Source organism: Flavobacterium sp. GSB-24, assembly GCF_027924665.1.
Classification (GTDB): Bacteria; Bacteroidota; Bacteroidia; order Flavobacteriales; family Flavobacteriaceae; genus Flavobacterium.
On record NZ_AP027043.1, the window covers coordinates 4,533,188 to 4,553,004 of the forward strand.

Genomic DNA, 19,817 nt, shown 5'->3' on the forward strand with positions numbered 1-19,817 from the left:
ACATGAAAAATTCAGAAAAACCTATAGAAAACAAAGCAGCAAAAAATAACAAGAATTTTGTTGAACCTGCATCAGACGCTGCAACAGAATTGAAAGATCTTTTTATTAACAGTCTTAAAGACATTTACTGGGCTGAAAATGCATTAGTAGGTGCTCTTCCAAAAATGGCTGACAACGCTACTGATCCAGGGCTTGCTAGTGCTGTATTAGAACATCTTGATGTCACAAAAAACCAAGTTAAAAGATTAGAACAAGTTTTTGATCTTTTAGGTGAAAAAGCCGAAGGAAAAAAATGTGAAGCAATGGCTGGACTTCTTAAAGAAGGAGACAGCATTCTTTTAGAAACTACTCCTGGAGCGGTGAGAGATGCTGGAATAATTGCCGCATCGCAAAAAATAGAACATTATGAAATTGCAACATACGGAACCTTAGTCGCTTTTGCCAAAACGCTGGGAGAGAATGATGCTGCAAAATTATTAACGCAAACTCTTGCAGAAGAAAAAGAAGCTGACTGCATACTGAATGATGTAGCTTTAAATGCAGTTAATATTGTAGCAGCCGAATAAACTTTTTCAAACATTTTAACTTATATTTTTCAATTTCACTAAAAAACATCTGTACAATGCAGATGTTTTTTTTTGATGAGTGCAGAGTAAACTACCAGCCAAATTATCCAAACAATTATTCAAGCATAAAACTTCCAATACTTAAACCTAACTAACTGTTAATTATACAATTAATACAAATACATATGTAAAATTATAGACATAAAGCAAGTGTACTTTTACAGTATAAAAATTTAAAAAAAATAACATTATGAATACTTCAAACACAAAAAAAAGCACTGATAGTGCTAAGGCATCAGATAAAAAAACTGATAAAAAAGAAAGTGCATCAAAAAGCAATTCTAAAGATGATTCTAAGAAAGATTCAAAAGTTGCTTCAGATACAAAAAAAGGAACAACCACAACTAAAAAATAGTGATGTATGAATTTAGATGAAAAAGAAAATTACGGGCAAAAAGACCAGTATTTTCAAAACGACCGAGATGAATATGAAGATCCAGATATTGATTTGCCTCCTGTAGATCATTCTATCACAGAAAATGCAGAACCAGATTATAGTACGGATTTCGTTATTAATGAAGATGCCAATCTTGAAGAAGAGGACGATGATGATTTAGAAAATGATCTTGACGATGAAGATGACGAAGATCAAGATTCTGAAGAAAGTATTAAGAAAGAAAGAGACAGTTATGATAACGAATAATGATATTCTCTTACAGCAAGCCGCCTAATTTAGGCGGCTTCTTTATTTATATGGCCTTAAACAGGCAGATAAATCCAAAAAGTTGTTCCTTCTTCAGGAATACTGGTGAAGTTAATAATTCCGTTATGATTTTCAATAATACGTCTGCAGAGAGCAAGACCTATACCATTTCCGCCATACTGATCTCTTTGGTGCAGACGCTGGAACATATCAAAAATACGGCTTGAATATTCATTATTCATTCCGATACCATTATCTGCAATCGAGATTACGTGAAAGTTACCTACAGGAGCAGCCTGATCAAAAGATCTTTCGCTGCTAGCTGAGATTTCTTGATAAGATATAGTTACCGCTGGTTGTAAAGTATTAAATTTTAACGCATTATTTATCAAATTATAAAATAACTGACGAAGCTGAGGTTCAAGCCCAGTCACAGTTGGAAGCACATTTACGTTTACAATTGCATTTTTTTCTTCGATAATCAGGCTTAAATCATCTAAAGTTTCTGAGATGACTTCATTAAGATCAACTTTGCCAATAAATTTGTCATGATTATTAATACGCGAGTAATTCAGTACATCTGATATTAAATTGGACAATCGGCCCGCAGCAGAGGTTATTTTATCAAAATAATACAGTTGTTTCTGCTCTTCAGTCAGATGTTCTGATGCGCGTGACAGCATGATCATAATTTTTCGAAGTGGTTCCTGCAGGTCATGACTGGCTATAAAAGCAAATTGCTCCAGCTCTTTATTTTTGAATTTTAATTTTGAATTTGCACTTTCGAGCTCAAGCTGAATCTCCTTTAATTCTGAATTGTCTTTTAGGGCTTCAACAATCATTTTCTGAGCATTATTATTTACAAAATAAATAAGCCAGCTGCTAAAAGAACCATCTTCAGATTTATTAGGTATAATAGAAACATTATGCCAGATATAATAATCATCTTTTTTAATTCTAATATCTGCCGAAAAATCTCCTCTAATCTTTTTGGCTCTGCTCCATCCTTCAATCAAAAGATCTATATCATCATCATGTATAAAAGTACTTATGCTTTTTTTATCAAAAGAACTAAAAGGTGCTGTTAAATAGGCTTCGAAGGCATTATTTGAAAGCAGTACATTATTGCGGTCATTTACAATACAGATTAAAACAGGAATAGTGTCAACTAATTTTCTATAGCGATTTTCACTTTCTCCAAGCTTTTCGGAAAGTGCTACAAGCTCAATATTCTTTTTTCTGATTTCATCATAAGCAGATATTGGCGGTTCGTATTTAAAGTAGTCTACCAATGTCTTTATTTTTGCATCTGAAAGAAGTCCTGGTGAAGGCACTTGATGACTGAGAGTGGTTTTTGAATGGTTATCTGTATAAATATATTCTATATTTCCAGATATTTTGGCTGCATATTTATACGCCTCGGGATTGCATTTTTTCAGATCAACCTCATCCGTAAGAACAGCCAATATCTCTTTTTGAGTAGCTCTGATAATATTAATTCCTAATACCAGTACAGAGTTTTTTCCATTAGCTATGGAACATCTTGCTACTTCTGAAACTGCTGTCGAAAATCTGGTTTGAGCCTGTAAAGGCATGCCACACATTTCCGCAATTTTCATTGAACGCTTATGGGCCAGTATAAGGTCCATTTCATTATCAAGATTAATTTTTACAATTTCCTTCATGATCCCTAAAATATTTTTCCAACCAAAATTGTAGCATCATCTGTTCCTCTTACATTGTCTTTATATAAAGCCGAAGCAATAATACCAGGACTTTGCTTAATTATCGAAGTCAGCTCAGCGAGATTCCATCTAGTACGGAGTCCGTCGCTGTGCATAATAATAATTTGATGTTTTTGATAAGGAACAACCGTATTGTTTAAGGTACGTGGTATATTATGCCCAATAATACCATTGTAAGGCGTATAAGTTTTATTATCAAGTCCGTTATAGATACGTGTATTGATATTTCCTATACCGCATATATTCCAAGTTTCGGTTGTATAATCTGCGCAGGCAATAGTTGCGACAAGTCCCCTGCTCTTTTTAGCATGTTCGTGAACATATCGTAAAATAGATGTCGGATCGTTCTCTGTACATTGTTTAAAGGCTCTTATAGCCTGCTGTACGGCTTCATTTGCTTTTGCACCGTGACCTAATCCGTCGCCGCAAAAAATCTGAAAACCTTTTTTACTATATTTAATGTAATATCCATCCCCGCAAACTCTTTCACCAGGATAATTTACACTTATAGCAGAAAGGTTTAATTCATTTTCTGAATGGATAACGGAAAAATCAGCCTTATCACAAATTTTTATATACTGCACAGTACCCCATCCGCGCATGGAGTAAATCTGAAAATCATTACTTAATCTTTTGATTGCTCCAAGTCCCTGACCAAGTGTGTTTGAAGTAGAGTAACCATCATTCATTATTTTGGTTACATTTTCAATTCCTATTCCTTTATCCAGACAGTAAATTTCTATTTCATTATGACTTCCGTTGTAATGCGCTCTATAAAGCAGATCGCCGCCGTCGGCATATTTAATAAGGTTAGAAGTAAGTTCTGCAATTATAATATCCGTTTCAGCAGCTCTGTGTGGTGTAAAACCTAACTGTAATGCTAAATTATGTATTTCTCTTTTTATAAAAGCAATTAAGCTTCTATCGTCAATTTTGTAAACGGAAAAAGTATTATCCATTTTTCCATTTTATTATAGTAACGGTTGTGCCGTTTCCTAATTCGGTTTGTATATCAAATTCATTCACTAGTCTTTTTGTCCCTGGCAAGCCAAGTCCAAGACTTTTTCCGGTGCTGTATCCATCCTGCATAGCCATTCCAATATCTTTTATTCCTGGTCCTTTATCAATAAAAGTCACACGCACGCCATTATCGCGTCCGTTGCTTACAGATTCAATAATTACTTTTCCTCCTCCGCCATACTTTAAAAGATTACGGACGAGTTCGCTTGTGGCCGTAATTAATTTGGTTTGATTTAAAATACTCATTCCAATCTGTACGCCATATTCCTTTACACGATTGCGTAACGGAACTACATCCTGCTCTTTTACAATAAGCAGTTCTTCTTTATTCGTTGCTGTCGTCATATACCTGCTCCTCGTTATCGCCATTGTACATTTTCGCGCGAAGCAAATCCATGCCTTTTTCAACGTTTAAGGCACTTATAACACCATTTAAAGATAATCCAAGTTCGACGAGTGTGATAGCCACTGCTGGCTGCATACCTACTACGACTGTTTGTGCATCCATAATTTTTGACATTACCGCAATATTTCCTAAAATTCGTCCCATAAAAGAGTCAATAATAGAAACCGCTGATATGTCAATTAGGACACCCTTTGAATTATGTTTATTTATAGTATTTATTAAATCAGATTCAAGATTTTCCGCTAATTGGTCATACAAATCTACTTGTATTGTAACTAGAAGAAAATCTCCCATCTTGAGTATAGGAATTCTTTCCATTTCAATAATCTTAATTCGTTATTTTCTCTTCACAACCGTAAGCTGAAGCATGTCAAAAGCTGTTTGAAGAGCGCTTGCAAGTGAAGCTTTGGTAATAATTCCTGTAAGATCTATTCCTAAATGCACTACAGTCTGCGCAATTTCAGGACGAATACCACTAATGATACATTCTGCTCCCATTAATCTGGTTGCACTTACCGTTTTGATAAGATGTTGCGCTACAAGCGAATCTACTGCAGGCACTCCTGAAATATCAAGTATAGCAATAGAACTTCCTGTATCAACAATCTGCTGTAAAAGATTTTCCATTACAACCTGAGTTCTTGAGCTGTCAAGTGTACCAATAATAGGCAGTGCCACAACACCGTCCCAAACTCTAATAACCGGAGTAGAAATTTCGCTGATTTCATCAATTTGTCTAGCGATAACATCTTCACGTCCTTTCATATAAGATTCGAAAGTCAGAATCGTCATATTGTCCAAAAGTGTACTTAGCTGTAAATTTGCGTCGTATAACTTTGAAGATTCAGGCTCAATTTCTGAAAGGATCTTTGAAGCAGCTTCTTTAAAAGCAATTAAATACTGAGCATTTTCACGAGGTGAAAAACCACGTCTCCCTCTTGAACTTGAAATTCCAATTAGCAGATCATTTACTCTCTCAAATTCTTGTGAGTTTGTATTGCCGTTTGAATGCTGTAAGGCGTCTAATAAAAGGGCTGCGAACTCTTTTGATTCTTCTTCTTCTGTCGCCCCATCAGTAGAACCATTTGCTTGTAAAAGCTGAGACCATGTAGTCAATAATTTGTTTTGGTGCTCTTTCAAGCTTCCAAGGAGATTATTTTGCATTTGCTGTGATATTTGGATATTTATGTAAATATAGACAAATAATTCTCCATAATTTCCAATTCAAGAAAATAGATGTAAAAAAAAAATTACTAAATTTTGAAACTTTTATCGTTTTATATGACAGGTAATTACTTATTAATTTTGAGAAAAATTGTATGAAGCAATTATAAAAATTTAAAAAATCATCATACAAACAACCTTAATTTTTTGCTTCAACATTTAGTTGTTATTAGGTTGTTTTTAGGAAATAATACTATGCTAATGCCTTGCAGGATTCAAAAAATTCATAAGCTCTTTTTTCTGCATAGGAATACGTTGAATTACGCAGCGGAAAAGCGCAGTGACCTCCATATTTTGGAGTTTCCAGATACACGTATTCACTTTCTTTTGCTATAGCTCTGGGATAACATCTTTCGCCCAAAAAAGGATCATCAAGCGAATTGATAATTAAAACCGGAATGGTAATATTTTTAAGTGAAAATTCAGGGGAAACCTGCTGGTAATAGTCATCTCTGCTCGCAAAACCATGCAGCGGTGCCGTAAAATATTGATCCACTTCATCAAACGAAGAAATTTTATCGATTTGATCACGGTTAATAAAATCTGGAAACTGAGCCGCTTTATATTTGAGTTTTCTTTTAATATCAATTGTAAAATTCTTCAGATAAACTCTGTTGAATCCTTGTTTGAGTACTTCGGCACTGGTTGCAATATGAGTTGGCACTGAAATAGAAACCCCTGCTTTTATGCGTTCGTCGAGTTTTGTCCAGCCAAAATAATTTAAAAGCTGTACACCGCCCATTGAATATCCGATTAAATAAACTTCTTCGAATCCTTTTTTTAAAACAAACTGCACGACCTCATCCAGATCGTCAACTGCACCATGATGATAAAGTCTTGGCAGGCGGTTCATTTCTCCTCCACAGGTACGATTGTTCCATGCAAAGACTGAAACTCCTTTTTGCTGAAAATAAGCTGCACAGCTGTTATTATAAGTTCTTCTGGAATCTCCTTCTAAACCGTGGCAAAGAATAACCGCTTTTTTAGGATCATTTATCATAAAATCGATATTGATAAAATCCCCGTCATTTAACTCCAGTTTTTCTCTTGTGTATCCTGGCACATCAAACTTCTTAAACAAAGCAGCATAAATAGTAGAAACGTGCCTGTTTCGATGAATAATAGAAGGAAAATCATATTCTGATTGTTCAATTAGTGGCATGATAAAAAAGATTTAATGTGCTTTATACAAAGCTAAGAAATCAATCGATAGGAAATTTAATACAGCCTTTTTAATTTCAATTTTCTGAATTATTAATAATATGCGAATGTGTTTTTTAAGGAAAAAATACATTTATGTCTAGATCTTGCAAAATCGAAATGCTATTATGTAATAGCTCATTCTCTGAAAACAAATAAATTTGAGATGATTTACTAAAAAATACAATTATGAAAAATCTATTAATGCTTTTATTATCAATTTTCTTTTTTTCATGTCAATCAAAAGAAAATAAAAACACTTCTGTATCTGGCTCAGATTCAATTGCTACCAATAAAGACACTTTAACTACTAAAATGGTCACGAATATAAAAGAAGAAATAAACAAACAAGTAGGTGACACAATCTTCATGGATTCTAAAAATGAGCAAGGTTTATTTATTGCTGATGGTTTACTGGATTCTATTCATCCAAAAGTATATGTTAAGTTTAAAAATGAAGATTTAGGCGAATTGAATGGCAATATTATTCCAGCTGCAGGCAAAGGAAACATTCGTTTCAATCAAATTATTTTCCCAAATAAAAATTCAGACGGACCTTTTGGAATGGATTTGAAAATTCCGTTAACGCAAAAAGGAAATCATATTATTGTAATTGGACATTCGCAAATGGCTGACAATCCTTATTGGGGTAAATTTAAGGTGCAGCTTAAGAATAAAAAGAAATGATAAATATAAGGTGTTAATTAAATTTATTCTGCTAAATTTATATAAAAACCTAAATTACAATATTTTACAAATAAATCCTCAGAACTTAATCTAGATTAATCGATAGGCAGTTGCCTCCTATATAAATTTGTAAAAGAAATCTAAGAAAAAAAAACAGATAAAAACTTAGATCTTAATAACAAATACCAAATTGGGATATTCCTAAAATTTATTAATCTTAAAAAACCAAAAAAATGAGTAAAATTACAGTAAAAGACGGAACAGAAATTTATTATAAAGATTGGGGAACTGGACAACCAATTGTTTTTCACCACGGATGGCCTTTATCAAGTGATGATTGGGATGCACAAATGATGTTTTTCTTAAAACAAGGATATCGTGTTATTGCACATGATAGACGCGGGCATGGTCGCTCTGGTCAAAGTTCTGAAGGAAATAACATGGAAACCTACGCATCAGACATTGCGGAATTAACAGCTGCACTTGATTTAAAAGATGCTATTCATATTGGCCACTCAACCGGCGGCGGTGAAGTAATTCGCTACGCAGCAAAATACGGAAAAGACCGTGTTGCAAAAGCTATCATTATTAGCGCAGTAACGCCAATTATGATAAAAAATGAAGCCAATCCTGATGGTGTTCCGCTATCTGTTTTTGATGAAATAAGAGAAGGTACTGGATTTAATAGAGCACAATATTTTTATGATTTTCCCATTGCTTTTTACGGATGGAACCGCGAAGGAAAAGAAGTTCAGGAAGGAATTAAACATAATTGGTGGCGTCAGGGAATGATGGGTTCTGTTTTAGCACATTATGAAGGAATTAAGGCTTTCTCTGAATCTGATTTTACAGAAGATCTTAAGAGTTTAGATATTCCTGTTCTTGTACTGCATGGAGAAGACGATCAAATTGTTCCTTATAATCAAGCACCAAAAGCTGCTAAATTATTGAAAAACGGTAAACTAATTTCTTATCCAGGATTTCCTCACGGTATGCCAACAACTGAAGCTGCGACTATTAATAAAGATATTTTAGAATTTATTAAATCTTAAAAATAACAAACTGCTTTTCTATATAAAAACCTCCAAAATCAAAATGTTTTTGGAGGTTTTTATTTTTAGGTAATTAACAATTTGGCTAAAAAACAAATACGGCTCCTATTAAGGATACCGCATTTATCAAACTAATTCAATTAAAAAAAAACTATAAACTTGCTTTCACTTCACCGCAAGTCAACATGTTTTTTGGATAATAAGGATTTTTGATTTCCTTACTGTCACTCACCCATCCTGCCCCGGTCATGGGACAAACTTGTAAAAACAATGCAGTATCTTCTGCTTTGAATTTAGGTGCCAAATCCCAAAACTTGACAGACAATGATTGAAAAACTTTGCGCTGTTTATTGATGTTTTTTGTTGCAGCAACTTCAGCCGCAAGTTCTATGATTTCTTTTCTTTTTATCGTTGCTTCGTTCATTTTCTCGAGAGTTAGTTTTTTAAACTTAAAACTCTGTAATGAATTCTGTAATGCTGTGGCATTTTTTACAACTGCAATACTATCTGAAATTAGAAGGTTGTTTTTTAAAGCCAGATAATTGCTTGTGATTTCTTTTTTCTGTGCTTCTCGTTTTGCTGTCAATTCCGGAGCAACTTCTTCTTTTGATGTTAACTGAGCCTGAGCCAGACTGCTTAAACAAATAAATGCTAGTGCTATTATTTTTTTCATATTGTAGTTGTAGTGGTATTAATTTTTGAAAGGATTTTATCAATTTCAATCAAAATACTATCGAAATGTTCTTTATTTAATCCTGCTGTTCCGTTCATTAGTTTTGTAACATCAGCTCTTAATTTGACCAAATGTTGTTTTCCGTATAATCGTACATCACTGCGCTGCGCTGTATTTAAAGCTTTCCCTGGGTCTGCCTCTTTAGGCAATAACAACAAGTTTAGTTTTTCAATATAACTACGCTGTAAACCTCTTCTGTAAAAATCTAATTTTTCATTCCCGCTAAAATTTATCCATACGGTTTGCCCCAGATCGTTTAAAAATTCAGGAACGGTATAAGCTCCTTCTGACTGCATTGCTTTAAGGCTGATGTTATAAAGCATTCCAGAACTCAAAAGCATATTTAATACCTGATTTTGCTGATCTGCTATTTGATCTTCTGTTTTTAAAGCAATTAATTGATTAATTTCCTGCGGATACATCCAAAGAGGCGCAACAAACAATTGTCTTCCTACGTAATCAATCGCTGCTTTTACTTTTGCTTTTGGAACGGGCTGGTATACTACACCTTTTTCATCGACAGTTCTTTTAGTGATGTAGTTGTTACCTATATATTTTAGTACGTGATATAAATACAAACCATATTGTCTTACAACTGCTTTGTGCATATCTGATAAATTATCATATGCATCATTTGGCTGATACGTCCATTGAATAAGATTTGGAACTACACGCTTTAAATTTTTGATTCCGTAATCACTTGCAGTTACTGCATCATCACTAAGATCTTCTGTCTGACTGCGTGGATCTTCGTCTTTACCTTCTCCTCCAAACCATAATTTAGGATTTGCAGTCAGGCTATCTGTCGTTAATTTAGCCAGTATTGTTTCTTCTTCAAACTCATCTTTTGCTTTTGGAAAATAGCTGTATCCCCATTTAAGAGCCCATTTGTCATAAGCACCAATTCGTGGATAAATACCTTGCGGACTAATATTATCTTCTGGCTGTGCAACATAGTTAAAACGTGCATAATCCATTATAGAAACGGTATGTCCATTTGCTTCAACCCATTTTTTGTCTCTTAATTTTGCTACTGGAGTTGCGCTGCTCGCTCCCATATTATGACGTAAACCAATTGTATGACCAATTTCATGCGAAGAAACAAAACGAATTAATTGCCCCATTAATTCATCATCTAAATGCATTTTTCTGGCTCTGGCGTCTAAAGGTCCTGCCTGAATCATGTACCATCTCTGCACTAATTTCATCACATTATGATACCAGCCAACATGGCTCTCAATGATTTCTCCACTTCTTGGATCACTCACACGTGGTCCGTAAGCATTTGGTGTTTCAGAAGCATAATATCTTACTACAGAATATCTTGCATCTTCCAAACTCATTGTTTTATCGTCTTCCGGCCATTCTTTACCCACAATTGCATTTTTAAAACCTGCAGCTTCAAAAGCTTTCTGCCAGTCGTTGATTCCTGCAATTAAATACGGTCTCCATTTTTTTGGCGTTGCAGGATCGATATAATAAACAATTTGTTTTTTAGGTTCAACCAATTCGCCATTTAGATATTTCTTAATGTCTTTGTCTTTTGGTTCCAAACGATAACGCTGAATTATGAATTTCGTTTGCGCACGCTGCTCATCATCATCGAACAAAACATATTTATTGGCAAAAAAACCAACTCTTTCATCGGCAAAACGTTTGCGCATTGGTGTTTTTGGCAATAGTACAATAGAAGTATTTAATCGTAAGGTTACACTTCCGCTGCTTGCTGTAGAGTTCGTGTACGTTTTTGTTGTTTTTACCTCAATGTTAATTGGATAAGTATCGATCGATTCAATAAAAGATTTATCATCTGCAAGAGAGGTTAGTTTTTTCTCTGTTTTCTCTTTACTTTCCAAAGAAAACATTGGATTATCTTTCTTGAAGGCATCAGTTACATCAATAACAACATTTCCCGTTTCAGGATTGGTTGTTTTTATTGGAAAAGCGGCCACAATTGGATTTTCATTACTACCTGCTAATGCTTTTGCCAGCATCGAATCTGCGTTGCGGACATCCTGTTTATATTGTAACGATCTTAAAAAAACGGTATTATTTGCTCCTTTTTCAAAATAAATAGTCTGCTCGTTGGCTTTTTCACCGCCAAAAACCCCCATTCCTTCTGGAGTAGAAAGGTATCTTGTTACAACAAGCATATATCTATTAAATAAACTGTCAGGAATTTGAAAGTAAAACTTCGTATCTACCTGGCTAATCGTAAAAAGACCAGCTTTATTTTTAGAATTGTCTTTAATTATTTTCTCGTAGGGCTGTAAACCTTTCGGCTGTGTACTTGTACTATCCGCTTTTTTTTCGGGCGTTTGGGCAAAACCATGCTGGTGTATAGCCACCAGCATGATTGTTAAAATAAATAATTTCTTCATGAGAATTAAAATGGAACCTTTTCGTCTGTGTTTAAGGTAAGTTTAGGATTCTTTTGCAAAACAGATAAAGGAAATGGTATAATATATAATCTAGAGTTTGGCTGCAACGTATATGTTTTTTGAGGAACAGTTTTGTTTACAATTGGAAATACTCTCGTAACTGTTTTAGCATATTCTGTTTCGGTATTTAATCTCTTCAAATCAAAAAAACGGTTAAAGCCTAAAAGCAGTTCTTTTCTTCTTTCGTTAATAACCAAGTCCATTGTTTCTTTACGAGTAGTTGGAACGGTTAAGTTAACAGTACCAGATAAAATACGTTTTGCTCTTAATGTATTTAGAACATCAACGGCTTCTTTAAATTGGTTATCTCTTGCGTAACATTCTGCCAGCATTAAATATACCTCTGTTGTTTTCATACCAACTGTCGGATAAAAGAATTTTGTATATACCGTTGCCCAATAGGCTGTATTTGAACCCTGATCCAGATTTGTTGCGCTGGTAGTATTGAAAAACAAATTAAAACGCGCATCGTTTGTACCAAATAAAGTTCTTAGCTCGGGACTGATGATATATTGATAAGCAAAGTTCATCTCATTATAACCCGTCATATACATGTAACTTAGGACTTCAACATTATTTGCTGCTGGAACAGGAAGTACATTTGGTCCGCCTTGGGCATTATAAGCAACCATATCAAATATTTGATTGTTATAGCTTAATGATTTTTCTGCAGCTTCTTTTGCTTGGGCAATTTCACGTTTAAACAAATGAACTTTAGCCTTAAATGCATAAGCAAATGCTAATGAAGGGTGGTAAATGTCAAGTGGTTTTTCTTGAAGAAACGGCAGTGCATCTTCAATATCTTTCTGAATAAAATCGTAAACCTGGGCTACGGTAGATTTTGAAGGCTGTGCTTCTAAATCAAATTTATCCATAATACAAATTCCGCCATCTGTAGCAGCAGTCTGAGGATCATAACCTTTTGCGTAAGTATTCACCAATAAAAAGTGATCGTAAGCTCTGTAAATTTTAGCTTCTGCTTTTGCTAAACGCTTCGTGTTTTCATCGCCTTTGCTCTCATCTACTAATGAAATAATGGTATTCCATCTGTTTATATAGGTGTAAGCCTGATTATAAAAACTAGAACTTCCAATTAAAGAGACTCTATCTACACTTTCATCAAAAGTAAAATTGACAATATCTACGTTTGGAGTTTTGCCTATTACGTTTGCTTCTTTCATCCATTGATCGTCTGACAAATACTGAAAGTTATTGATTGGATAACCTCTGTTTGGCAGCGATACCAATTCAAGAAATTGTTCTGGTGTTTCAATAACTAAAGCTCCTTTTGGCGTAATATCTGTATAATCTTCGCATGATGTTACTGTAAGCATCATCAGCGACAGCAGTGTTATATATATCTTTTTCATTTTTTTAAAGAGTAAGGTTAAAGCCTAATAAATACGTTTTTGGCGATGGCAAATTACGTGTAGCAGAGTTTGCGCTGTAAACTTCTGGGTCGATACGATTTCCGGCTGCACTCCAATACCAAATATTATTCATTTGAAAAGTAAATTTTGCTGATGAAATATTCATTTTAGCAGCAAAGGTTTTTGGCAGATTATAACCTAGTGAAATGTTTCTAAGTTTGATATAATCTCCATCTACAACATTTGCACTTGAATTTTTCCACTGGCTGCTTATAGTAGTTGCGTAATTTCTAACACTTTCGTCTAAATCTACATATAAACGCGTATTACCATTTTGATTGGCATCTGTGTAACGATCTGCAATACCTGATAGGTTTACCACATCTGTATCCATCGCAAGAACTTCTTTACGCATTACGTTCCCACCAGAGAAAACAAATAAGAAATTCAAATCAAACTGCTTATACGAAAATCGCTGTGATAACGAACCTGTATAAGTTGGCATTAAACTTCCCATGTTTACTAATGCATCGGGATTTGTTACCGTTTTTATACTTGTAGAAATTGGATTGCCATTTGCATCAAAAGTAATTGATGGATTGCCATTTTCATCTAAAACGTACGGATAACCATTTGTTGTTCCTCCGTATTGGTATGCATATAAACTATTGTACAATTCATTTTCTTCAAAGAAATCTCCAGGCGAAGCAATATATACAGAAGCTGATGACTGTGCTCTTGTCACTTTTCTAACAGTTGTTTTGTTGTAAGCAAATACAACATTAGAAGCTACACGAAAACTACCATTGTTGTACCATTCAGACCCAACAGTAAATTCGACTCCTTTGTTTAATAACGCTCCAGCATTAATTCTTCTTGTCAAAGCTCCCACTGTAGGATCTAAATCTGTCGTTGCCAATAAGTCGCTGCTATATTTACGGTATAAATCGATACTACCATTTAACTTCGCCCTAAACAAACTATAATCTAAACCAACGTTTGTACTTTGCGTTTTCTCCCATCTTAACATAGGATTAGGCTGTGCTGTAATATTGGTGTATTGTAAAGATTGATATAAGTTATCGTTTCTTCTTGTAGCGGTAATGTATGGAGTTGTACTTTGATCTATATTTCCGTTAATACCATAAGTTCCTCTAAGTTTAAGAGAGGTTACCCACTTTACTTCTTTCATGAATTCTTCATTGCTGACATTCCATCCTAAACCTGCAGACCATAAAGGACGATTTTTATACTTCGGATCTACTCCAAATAAATCTGCTCTATCTACACGGTAACTTCCTGTTAAGTTATATTTAGATAAATAGGTGTAACTCGCAGTACTAAATACTGAAAAATAACGGTGTAGTATTTCTTTTTGTGTTCTCGCTAAAGCCCCTAAAGTTCTATTATTTCCGAATATATAACTTGAAACTCCAGTCTGACTTAACGCAAGATTATTCATTACAGCCGATGTAAGCGTTACAGGGTCGTAACCATAACGCAGCGACTCGACAGTTCTTGGCAGAAAAGTTTCGCGCATTTCAAAACCAGCTAAAGCATTAATAGAATGTTTCCCTTCGCCAAATTCCTCAGCATAGTCTAACTGATTTCTAAAAGAGTAATTAGTAGATTGATTACTAGATTGTTCGTAACGTCCTCCTGTAGAAAAGCCTTCTACTGGTGTATAAACATTTGTTGTTGGATTATATCCTGTCAGTGTATTAATTGCATAACGCATTTTATAAGAGTTAATGTCATAATACTGTTCATTATCGTTTCTTCTTACCTCATATTGAAACTGTGTATTATAACTTAGTCCTCTCCAAATTTTAGCTTTTAGGTTAGCAAATGCTCTTAAACTTAGTGAATTTTGTTTCTCAATCCCTTCTTGAAGTGAGTTTAAAATATTAAAAGACATTGGTTTAAAACCACTTAAACTTGCCAGTTTTTCGGCAACAGCCGGATTAATAACACCGCTGGAAGTAAAACCATCTCTAATTCCAACAAAAGGTGCTATTACAAGATTTCCATTGTCATCTGTAATTCGCTCGTATCTTTTTTGAATAGTCAGGTAATCATTATAATCACCATCGGTTACGTCGTCATTGCTATAAGTTCCATTTATCCCAAATGTTGCATTCAACCAGTTATTGATCTGAAAACTGCTTTTTGCATAAAGATTAAAGGCTCTGCTTTGGTTGAATTTTACCCGATTTTTTGATTCGTCGTAATTTAACGACACGTATGTATTTTGTTTACTTGTACTACCAGAAAATGCAATATTGTAACGCTGTCTGAATTCATTCTGCCATACATTATCATGATAATCTTGTATGTAGTCGTTTTTTCTCCATTGCGCAAGTGTGCTGTCGTAATCAGCATTACTAATTTTTCCTTCTTCCAAATTTCTGTTCAGCTGATAAAGAGGACTGTAATATTTCATACTGCTGTTTCCAATATCTCCATAATTGTTAAACATCGTCGATGTGTTTGCAAATCTGGCTCTTTCTCTATTGTATACAGCTTGTTCAAGATCAATTATATCACTTGTAGAAGCATAATTCATATCTCGCAAATTCGGTTTTTCGGCAATAAAGAAATCTGAATTTATACTTACTTTTAATTTCCCATTTCCTTTTTTGGTTGTTAAGACGATAATACCATTTGCTGCTCTTGAACCGTAAATAGAAGCCGCAGCTGCGTCTTTAAGAACGTCTACACTTTCTATATCATAAGGATTAATATCATTTAGAGTCAATTCTGTTGGAAGACCATCTATTACAATAAGCGGACTGTAACCAACTTCAAGAGAAGAAAAAGTACCTATACCTCTCAAGATTGGTTTATCTGCTGCAGCGCCGCTTGGATTTTTTTGAAACATCAAACCTGCAACACGACCTTCCAGCGCACTTGATAAATCAGTATTAATGTTTTCATTTAATGTTTTTTCATCAACTTTGGCAATTGCTCCAGTAAAATTACTTCTTGCTATGGTTTGAAATCCCGTTATCACAACTTCTTTCATCGCAGCCACTTTGTCCTCTACAACTAGGGTCAGCTGTGTTTTGCCTGAGATACCAAAAGATTTTTTCTCAATAGTCAATCCAGAGCATTCAAGAATGCCATTTTCTGGAACATTATCAAATGTAAAACTTCCGTCAAAATCGGTTATACTATTTCTGTTTGTTCCTACAAGGGTAACAGTGACTCCAGGAAAAGGCTCATTTTTATTATTTAAGACCTTTCCTCGGACGTCGATTGATCCGTTTCCCAAATTTTCCGCTTTTTCTTTTCCTGCAGTTACCACAATGGTTTGATTGGTAAGCGAGTATTTTAAATTTTGCGAACTGAAAATTCGATTTAATGTTTCTTTTAAACTCGAATTCTTTACATAAATAGTAACAGGATTCGAATCTTTGAGCAATTTCTGAGTATAAAAGACTTCGTAGTTACTTTGTTTAGCAACTTCTTTTAAAACCGTTTCAAGCGGTGCGTCTTTGAAATTAATGCTAATATTCTGCGCTTGTCCTGAATAACTGCAAAGCAGCATAATAAGTGCACCGAATATCTTTAAACAAGTAGAAAAATTAAATCTGGGAATCTTTTTTCCAGATTTTTTGTAAGGTTTTTTTGGTTGTAAATTTAATTTCATACATTTACATTGGTTATAGTTAAACAATAGGTGGACAACTTATACTGGCTATAAACTTTTATAACAACCAGAAGCATCGCAACTGCCTCTGGTTTTTTAGTTTATAGACCAATATATACGGTAAATCTAGCTTTAGGGATAAACAATAATTGTTTTTCCTTCGACCTTAAATTTTATATTACTAAGCTCAAGTACTTTTAATACTTCAGATAAATTTTTATTCATAAACGTACCTCCGTTAAATCTCACATCCGAAACATTGCCGCGGTATTCTACTTTAATTCCGTACCAGCGTTCCAGTTGTTTCATCACTGTTTTTAAGTCGGCATTATCAAATTTAAAACGGCCGTTTTTCCAGGCAATCGCAGCTTCGGTATCCACTTCTTTAATTTTAATTTTAGCAAAATTGTCAGATACACTAGACTGCTGTCCGGGTTTTAAAATTGATTTTTGATTTTTATAAGAAACCGCAACACTTCCTTCTAATAAAGTGGTTTTTAAAACCGATTCATTATTATAAGCATGGACGTTAAAATGAGTTCCCAGTACTTCAATCGACTGGTTGCCTGACTTTACTATAAAAGGTTTATTTTTATTTTTGGCTACTTCAAAATAAGCTTCTCCTTCTAACTCCACAACTCTTTGATCGCCGTTAAACTGAGTTGGATATTTAATGGATGAAACGGTATTTAAGTATACTTTGGTTCCATCTGCCAAGACAATATTATACTGTCCTCCTGTTGGAGTTGAAAGCGTATTAAATGAATCTGGATCATCTTTTGAAGCATCAGCATTTGGATTAATGATATAAGTAATAACACCATTTGCTCCCATTTTAATAGTCACCTCTTGCTCGTCTCCTTCTTTCGCAATTGTATCTTTTCCAGAAATCGCAGACAGGACAATTTGTTTTCCGTTAGAAAGCGTTAAGATTCCTCTAGTGCCTCCTGGAGCAATTTCTTGTGGTTTTGCAGCAACCTCAATATTTTGTTGTTTGGGTTTGGTGAAATAAAATATTCCCGTACCCAATAATACGGCTATTGATGCGGCCGCAGCAACACGAGGCCAAATGCGAATTACTTTTGTTTCTTTATACAAAGGTAATTTCGATTGCAGCAATTTGTAACTATCCTGTAGTTCATACTCATTAAGCTGGCTGTTACTATTCGAAGCTTTATGCAAATACCAGGCATCGAGTTTGTCTTTATCTTCATGAGATAAAGTCCCTTCCTGATATTTTTTTAGCAATGCTAAAATTTCCGTTTCATTCATAAATACAATACGAAATTTGGTCCCGTTTTAAGTAAGACAGTTAGAAATGAGTTTTGTCATAGACAATGACAAAAAAAAATTAAAAAATTATTATCATATCATTAATAAAGCAAGAATAGTATTAACTCTTCTTTACGGATTACAACGATATATCAATATTTTACGAGAGAAATTAACAAAAACACAGCGACATAGTTACCACATAAAAACACCCATAAAATTTTTGAGTTTTTCTCGTAATATTTTAACGGAATTATAAACTTGCTGTTTGGCTGTTTTGTCTGTAATATTTAATTGAAGTGCAATTTCATCATATGAAAGTTCTTCAACTTTCCTTAAGAGAAAAACTTCGCGCATTTTTTCGGGAAGCAAAGCAATTTCTTTTGCAATTATTGCTTCTAATTCTTTTTCTCTAAGTCTAGAATCAGCAAATACATAGTCGTTTTCAACAAAATTAGAAATGGAATCGGCATAGCGGGAAACCACTTTTTCATGAGCGATATAATTGAGTACTCTATTTTTTACCGCTTTATATAAATAGGAAGAAAGAGATCCTGTTAGTATCAATTCGTAACGTTTGTTCCAGATCGAAAGAAAAACCTCTTGAACAACGTCATTGGCCTCATCTTGATTTTCAAGTATTTTATAGGCATGATTCAATAAAAGTTTCGAATACCTTTGAAAAATTTCTGTATACGCTAGCTGATCATCTTCTTTAAGAAGATCAACTAAAATATGATCAGCATATTCGCTATAAATAGGCATTTATGGGAAGGGTTGAGAATCAAAAAAGCAATATTAAACATTTTTTGTGTTAAAAACTAAAAGATGATTCAGTTACAAAAGGATGCATAGTTTTATAAGAATCCTTTTCTTACATCATCTTTTATTGATGATTCCATTATGCGAAAAAAGCGATTTTACTGGTCTCTTTTTCTAATGAAAAATTTCAGATTTTCACTTACAATTAAAATCAGAAATATTCTAAAACAACAAAACAGAAAATGATCTTTTGGACCAATTTCTGTTTTTAAATTCGATTAGAATGCAATCAAGCAATTCTAATTAATGCTTTCTGTTCTTAGAAACTTTTTTAATTAAAAATAACCGCATGATTTTTTTCTAATCGTTCTTCTGAAAATACTTTTTTGGCTGTAAAAGTTTTTCCTTCAGAGCGTTTTACATCGCCTTGATATTGCATACTAAAACTTACATCATTCTCACTCGAAGTTAGTACACCGTCCTTATAATAACTGGCAGTACCTTTGCCTGTAAAACTAACTTTATATAACTGGCCGTTTTCTATCACTTTAAAAGTCCCGCCTGATGGTCTAATGCTGATGCCATTTTTAACCGACATTCCTCCTTTTTCAGAATTAATATTTTTACCGATCAAAGATTGTCCCCATCTTGTAAAAGTATAAGCAGTTGCTTCTGAATAACCGCCAAAGGCATAATCTCCTTTTGATAAATTATTTTGAAGGGAAGAAAACAATTCAAAATACACTACTGCCCCATCCTCTTCTCCAGAAATCGACTTCGATTTTAATGAAAAATCAATGTTATATGCATTTCCTCGAACGCCGAAATTTTCAAGATAACCCTGCGATAACTCGACACTTTGATTCCCTATTTTTAAAAAACCTTGATTTCCATTTCCATTGGAGTTTTCCTCATCATCCTTGGAACAGGAGGAAAATAATGTTATGAAAACCAGCGCTAATAATTTGATACTGTTACTCATAT

Annotated in this window: 18 protein-coding genes; 5 read left to right on the plus strand and 13 right to left on the minus strand. The window is 34.1% G+C overall.

The features are described 5' to 3' along the window. The first annotated feature begins 2 nt into the window (after positions 1–2). The 3 genes from QMG60_RS19160 (at position 3) to QMG60_RS19170 (ending at position 1,269) form a co-directional block, all read left to right on the plus strand. On the plus strand, positions 3–566 hold the full coding sequence (locus QMG60_RS19160; protein ID WP_281866078.1) for a ferritin-like domain-containing protein: 564 nt from the start codon (positions 3–5) through the stop codon (positions 564–566). Between the two features lie 250 nt (positions 567–816). Beyond that, the gene (locus QMG60_RS19165) at positions 817–981 is read left to right on the plus strand and encodes a hypothetical protein (RefSeq protein WP_157848504.1); all 165 of its coding nucleotides are present in this window, start codon (positions 817–819) and stop codon (positions 979–981) included. Between the two features lie 6 nt (positions 982–987). Beyond that, positions 988–1,269, plus strand: coding sequence for a hypothetical protein (locus QMG60_RS19170; RefSeq protein WP_134140259.1), 282 nt, complete (start codon positions 988–990; stop codon positions 1,267–1,269). Positions 1,270–1,325: 56 nt separating this feature from the next. On the opposite strand, the gene QMG60_RS19175 is transcribed toward QMG60_RS19170, so the two are convergent. From QMG60_RS19175 to QMG60_RS19200, 6 genes are all read right to left on the minus strand, one after another. Then, entirely contained in the window at positions 1,326–2,954 is a 1,629-nt protein-coding gene (locus QMG60_RS19175; RefSeq protein ID WP_281866079.1) for an ATP-binding protein, read from the minus strand. A 5-nt stretch (positions 2,955–2,959) separates the two neighbouring features. Further along, positions 2,960–3,973: a SpoIIE family protein phosphatase gene (locus QMG60_RS19180; RefSeq protein ID WP_057116363.1), complete on the minus strand. Its 1,014-nt coding sequence runs from the start codon at positions 3,971–3,973 to the stop codon at positions 2,960–2,962. Further along, a complete protein-coding gene (locus QMG60_RS19185) occupies positions 3,966–4,379 on the minus strand; it encodes an anti-sigma regulatory factor (RefSeq protein WP_057116364.1) in 414 nt (137 codons plus the stop codon). The genes QMG60_RS19180 and QMG60_RS19185 overlap by 8 nt, the downstream gene beginning before the upstream one ends. Next, positions 4,360–4,758, minus strand: coding sequence for an STAS domain-containing protein (locus QMG60_RS19190; protein ID WP_057116365.1), 399 nt, complete (start codon positions 4,756–4,758; stop codon positions 4,360–4,362). Before QMG60_RS19190 ends, QMG60_RS19185 begins: the two co-directional genes overlap by 20 nt. Before the next feature lie 18 nt (positions 4,759–4,776). Next, positions 4,777–5,604 carry an STAS domain-containing protein gene (locus QMG60_RS19195; protein ID WP_134140255.1) on the minus strand — a complete coding sequence of 276 codons (828 nt, stop codon included), beginning with the start codon at positions 5,602–5,604 and terminating at the stop codon, positions 4,777–4,779. Between the two features lie 253 nt (positions 5,605–5,857). After that, positions 5,858–6,826: an alpha/beta fold hydrolase gene (locus QMG60_RS19200; protein WP_057116367.1), complete on the minus strand. Its 969-nt coding sequence runs from the start codon at positions 6,824–6,826 to the stop codon at positions 5,858–5,860. A 227-nt stretch (positions 6,827–7,053) separates the two neighbouring features. On the opposite strand from QMG60_RS19200, the gene QMG60_RS19205 reads away from it, so the two are divergent. Then, on the plus strand, positions 7,054–7,551 hold the full coding sequence (locus QMG60_RS19205; protein ID WP_281866080.1) for a hypothetical protein: 498 nt from the start codon (positions 7,054–7,056) through the stop codon (positions 7,549–7,551). 233 nt (positions 7,552–7,784) lie between these two features. After that, entirely contained in the window at positions 7,785–8,603 is an 819-nt protein-coding gene (locus QMG60_RS19210; RefSeq protein WP_281866081.1) for an alpha/beta hydrolase, read from the plus strand. Positions 8,604–8,754: 151 nt separating this feature from the next. On the opposite strand, the gene QMG60_RS19215 is transcribed toward QMG60_RS19210, so the two are convergent. The 7 genes from QMG60_RS19215 to QMG60_RS19245 all read right to left on the minus strand — a co-directional run bounded on the left by QMG60_RS19215 (position 8,755) and on the right by QMG60_RS19245 (position 19,815). After that, on the minus strand, positions 8,755–9,276 hold the full coding sequence (locus QMG60_RS19215) for a DUF3347 domain-containing protein (protein WP_281866082.1): 522 nt from the start codon (positions 9,274–9,276) through the stop codon (positions 8,755–8,757). After that, positions 9,273–11,717 carry a zinc-dependent metalloprotease gene (locus QMG60_RS19220; protein ID WP_281866083.1) on the minus strand — a complete coding sequence of 815 codons (2,445 nt, stop codon included), beginning with the start codon at positions 11,715–11,717 and terminating at the stop codon, positions 9,273–9,275. The genes QMG60_RS19215 and QMG60_RS19220 overlap by 4 nt, the downstream gene beginning before the upstream one ends. A gap of 5 nt (positions 11,718–11,722) precedes the next feature. Next, complete coding sequence (locus QMG60_RS19225; protein WP_281866084.1) at positions 11,723–13,147, minus strand: RagB/SusD family nutrient uptake outer membrane protein; 1,425 nt, start codon at positions 13,145–13,147, stop codon at positions 11,723–11,725. A 4-nt stretch (positions 13,148–13,151) separates the two neighbouring features. Beyond that, positions 13,152–16,799 carry a SusC/RagA family TonB-linked outer membrane protein gene (locus QMG60_RS19230; RefSeq protein ID WP_281866085.1) on the minus strand — a complete coding sequence of 1,216 codons (3,648 nt, stop codon included), beginning with the start codon at positions 16,797–16,799 and terminating at the stop codon, positions 13,152–13,154. A 132-nt stretch (positions 16,800–16,931) separates the two neighbouring features. Then, the gene (locus QMG60_RS19235; RefSeq protein ID WP_281866086.1) at positions 16,932–18,071 is read right to left on the minus strand and encodes a FecR family protein; all 1,140 of its coding nucleotides are present in this window, start codon (positions 18,069–18,071) and stop codon (positions 16,932–16,934) included. 195 nt (positions 18,072–18,266) lie between these two features. After that, the gene (locus tag QMG60_RS19240) at positions 18,267–18,836 is read right to left on the minus strand and encodes an RNA polymerase sigma-70 factor (protein ID WP_281866087.1); all 570 of its coding nucleotides are present in this window, start codon (positions 18,834–18,836) and stop codon (positions 18,267–18,269) included. 328 nt (positions 18,837–19,164) lie between these two features. Beyond that, positions 19,165–19,815 (minus strand): hypothetical protein, encoded by a 651-nt coding sequence (locus tag QMG60_RS19245; protein WP_281866088.1) that lies wholly within the window; start codon positions 19,813–19,815, stop codon positions 19,165–19,167. Positions 19,816–19,817: the final 2 nt, after the last annotated feature.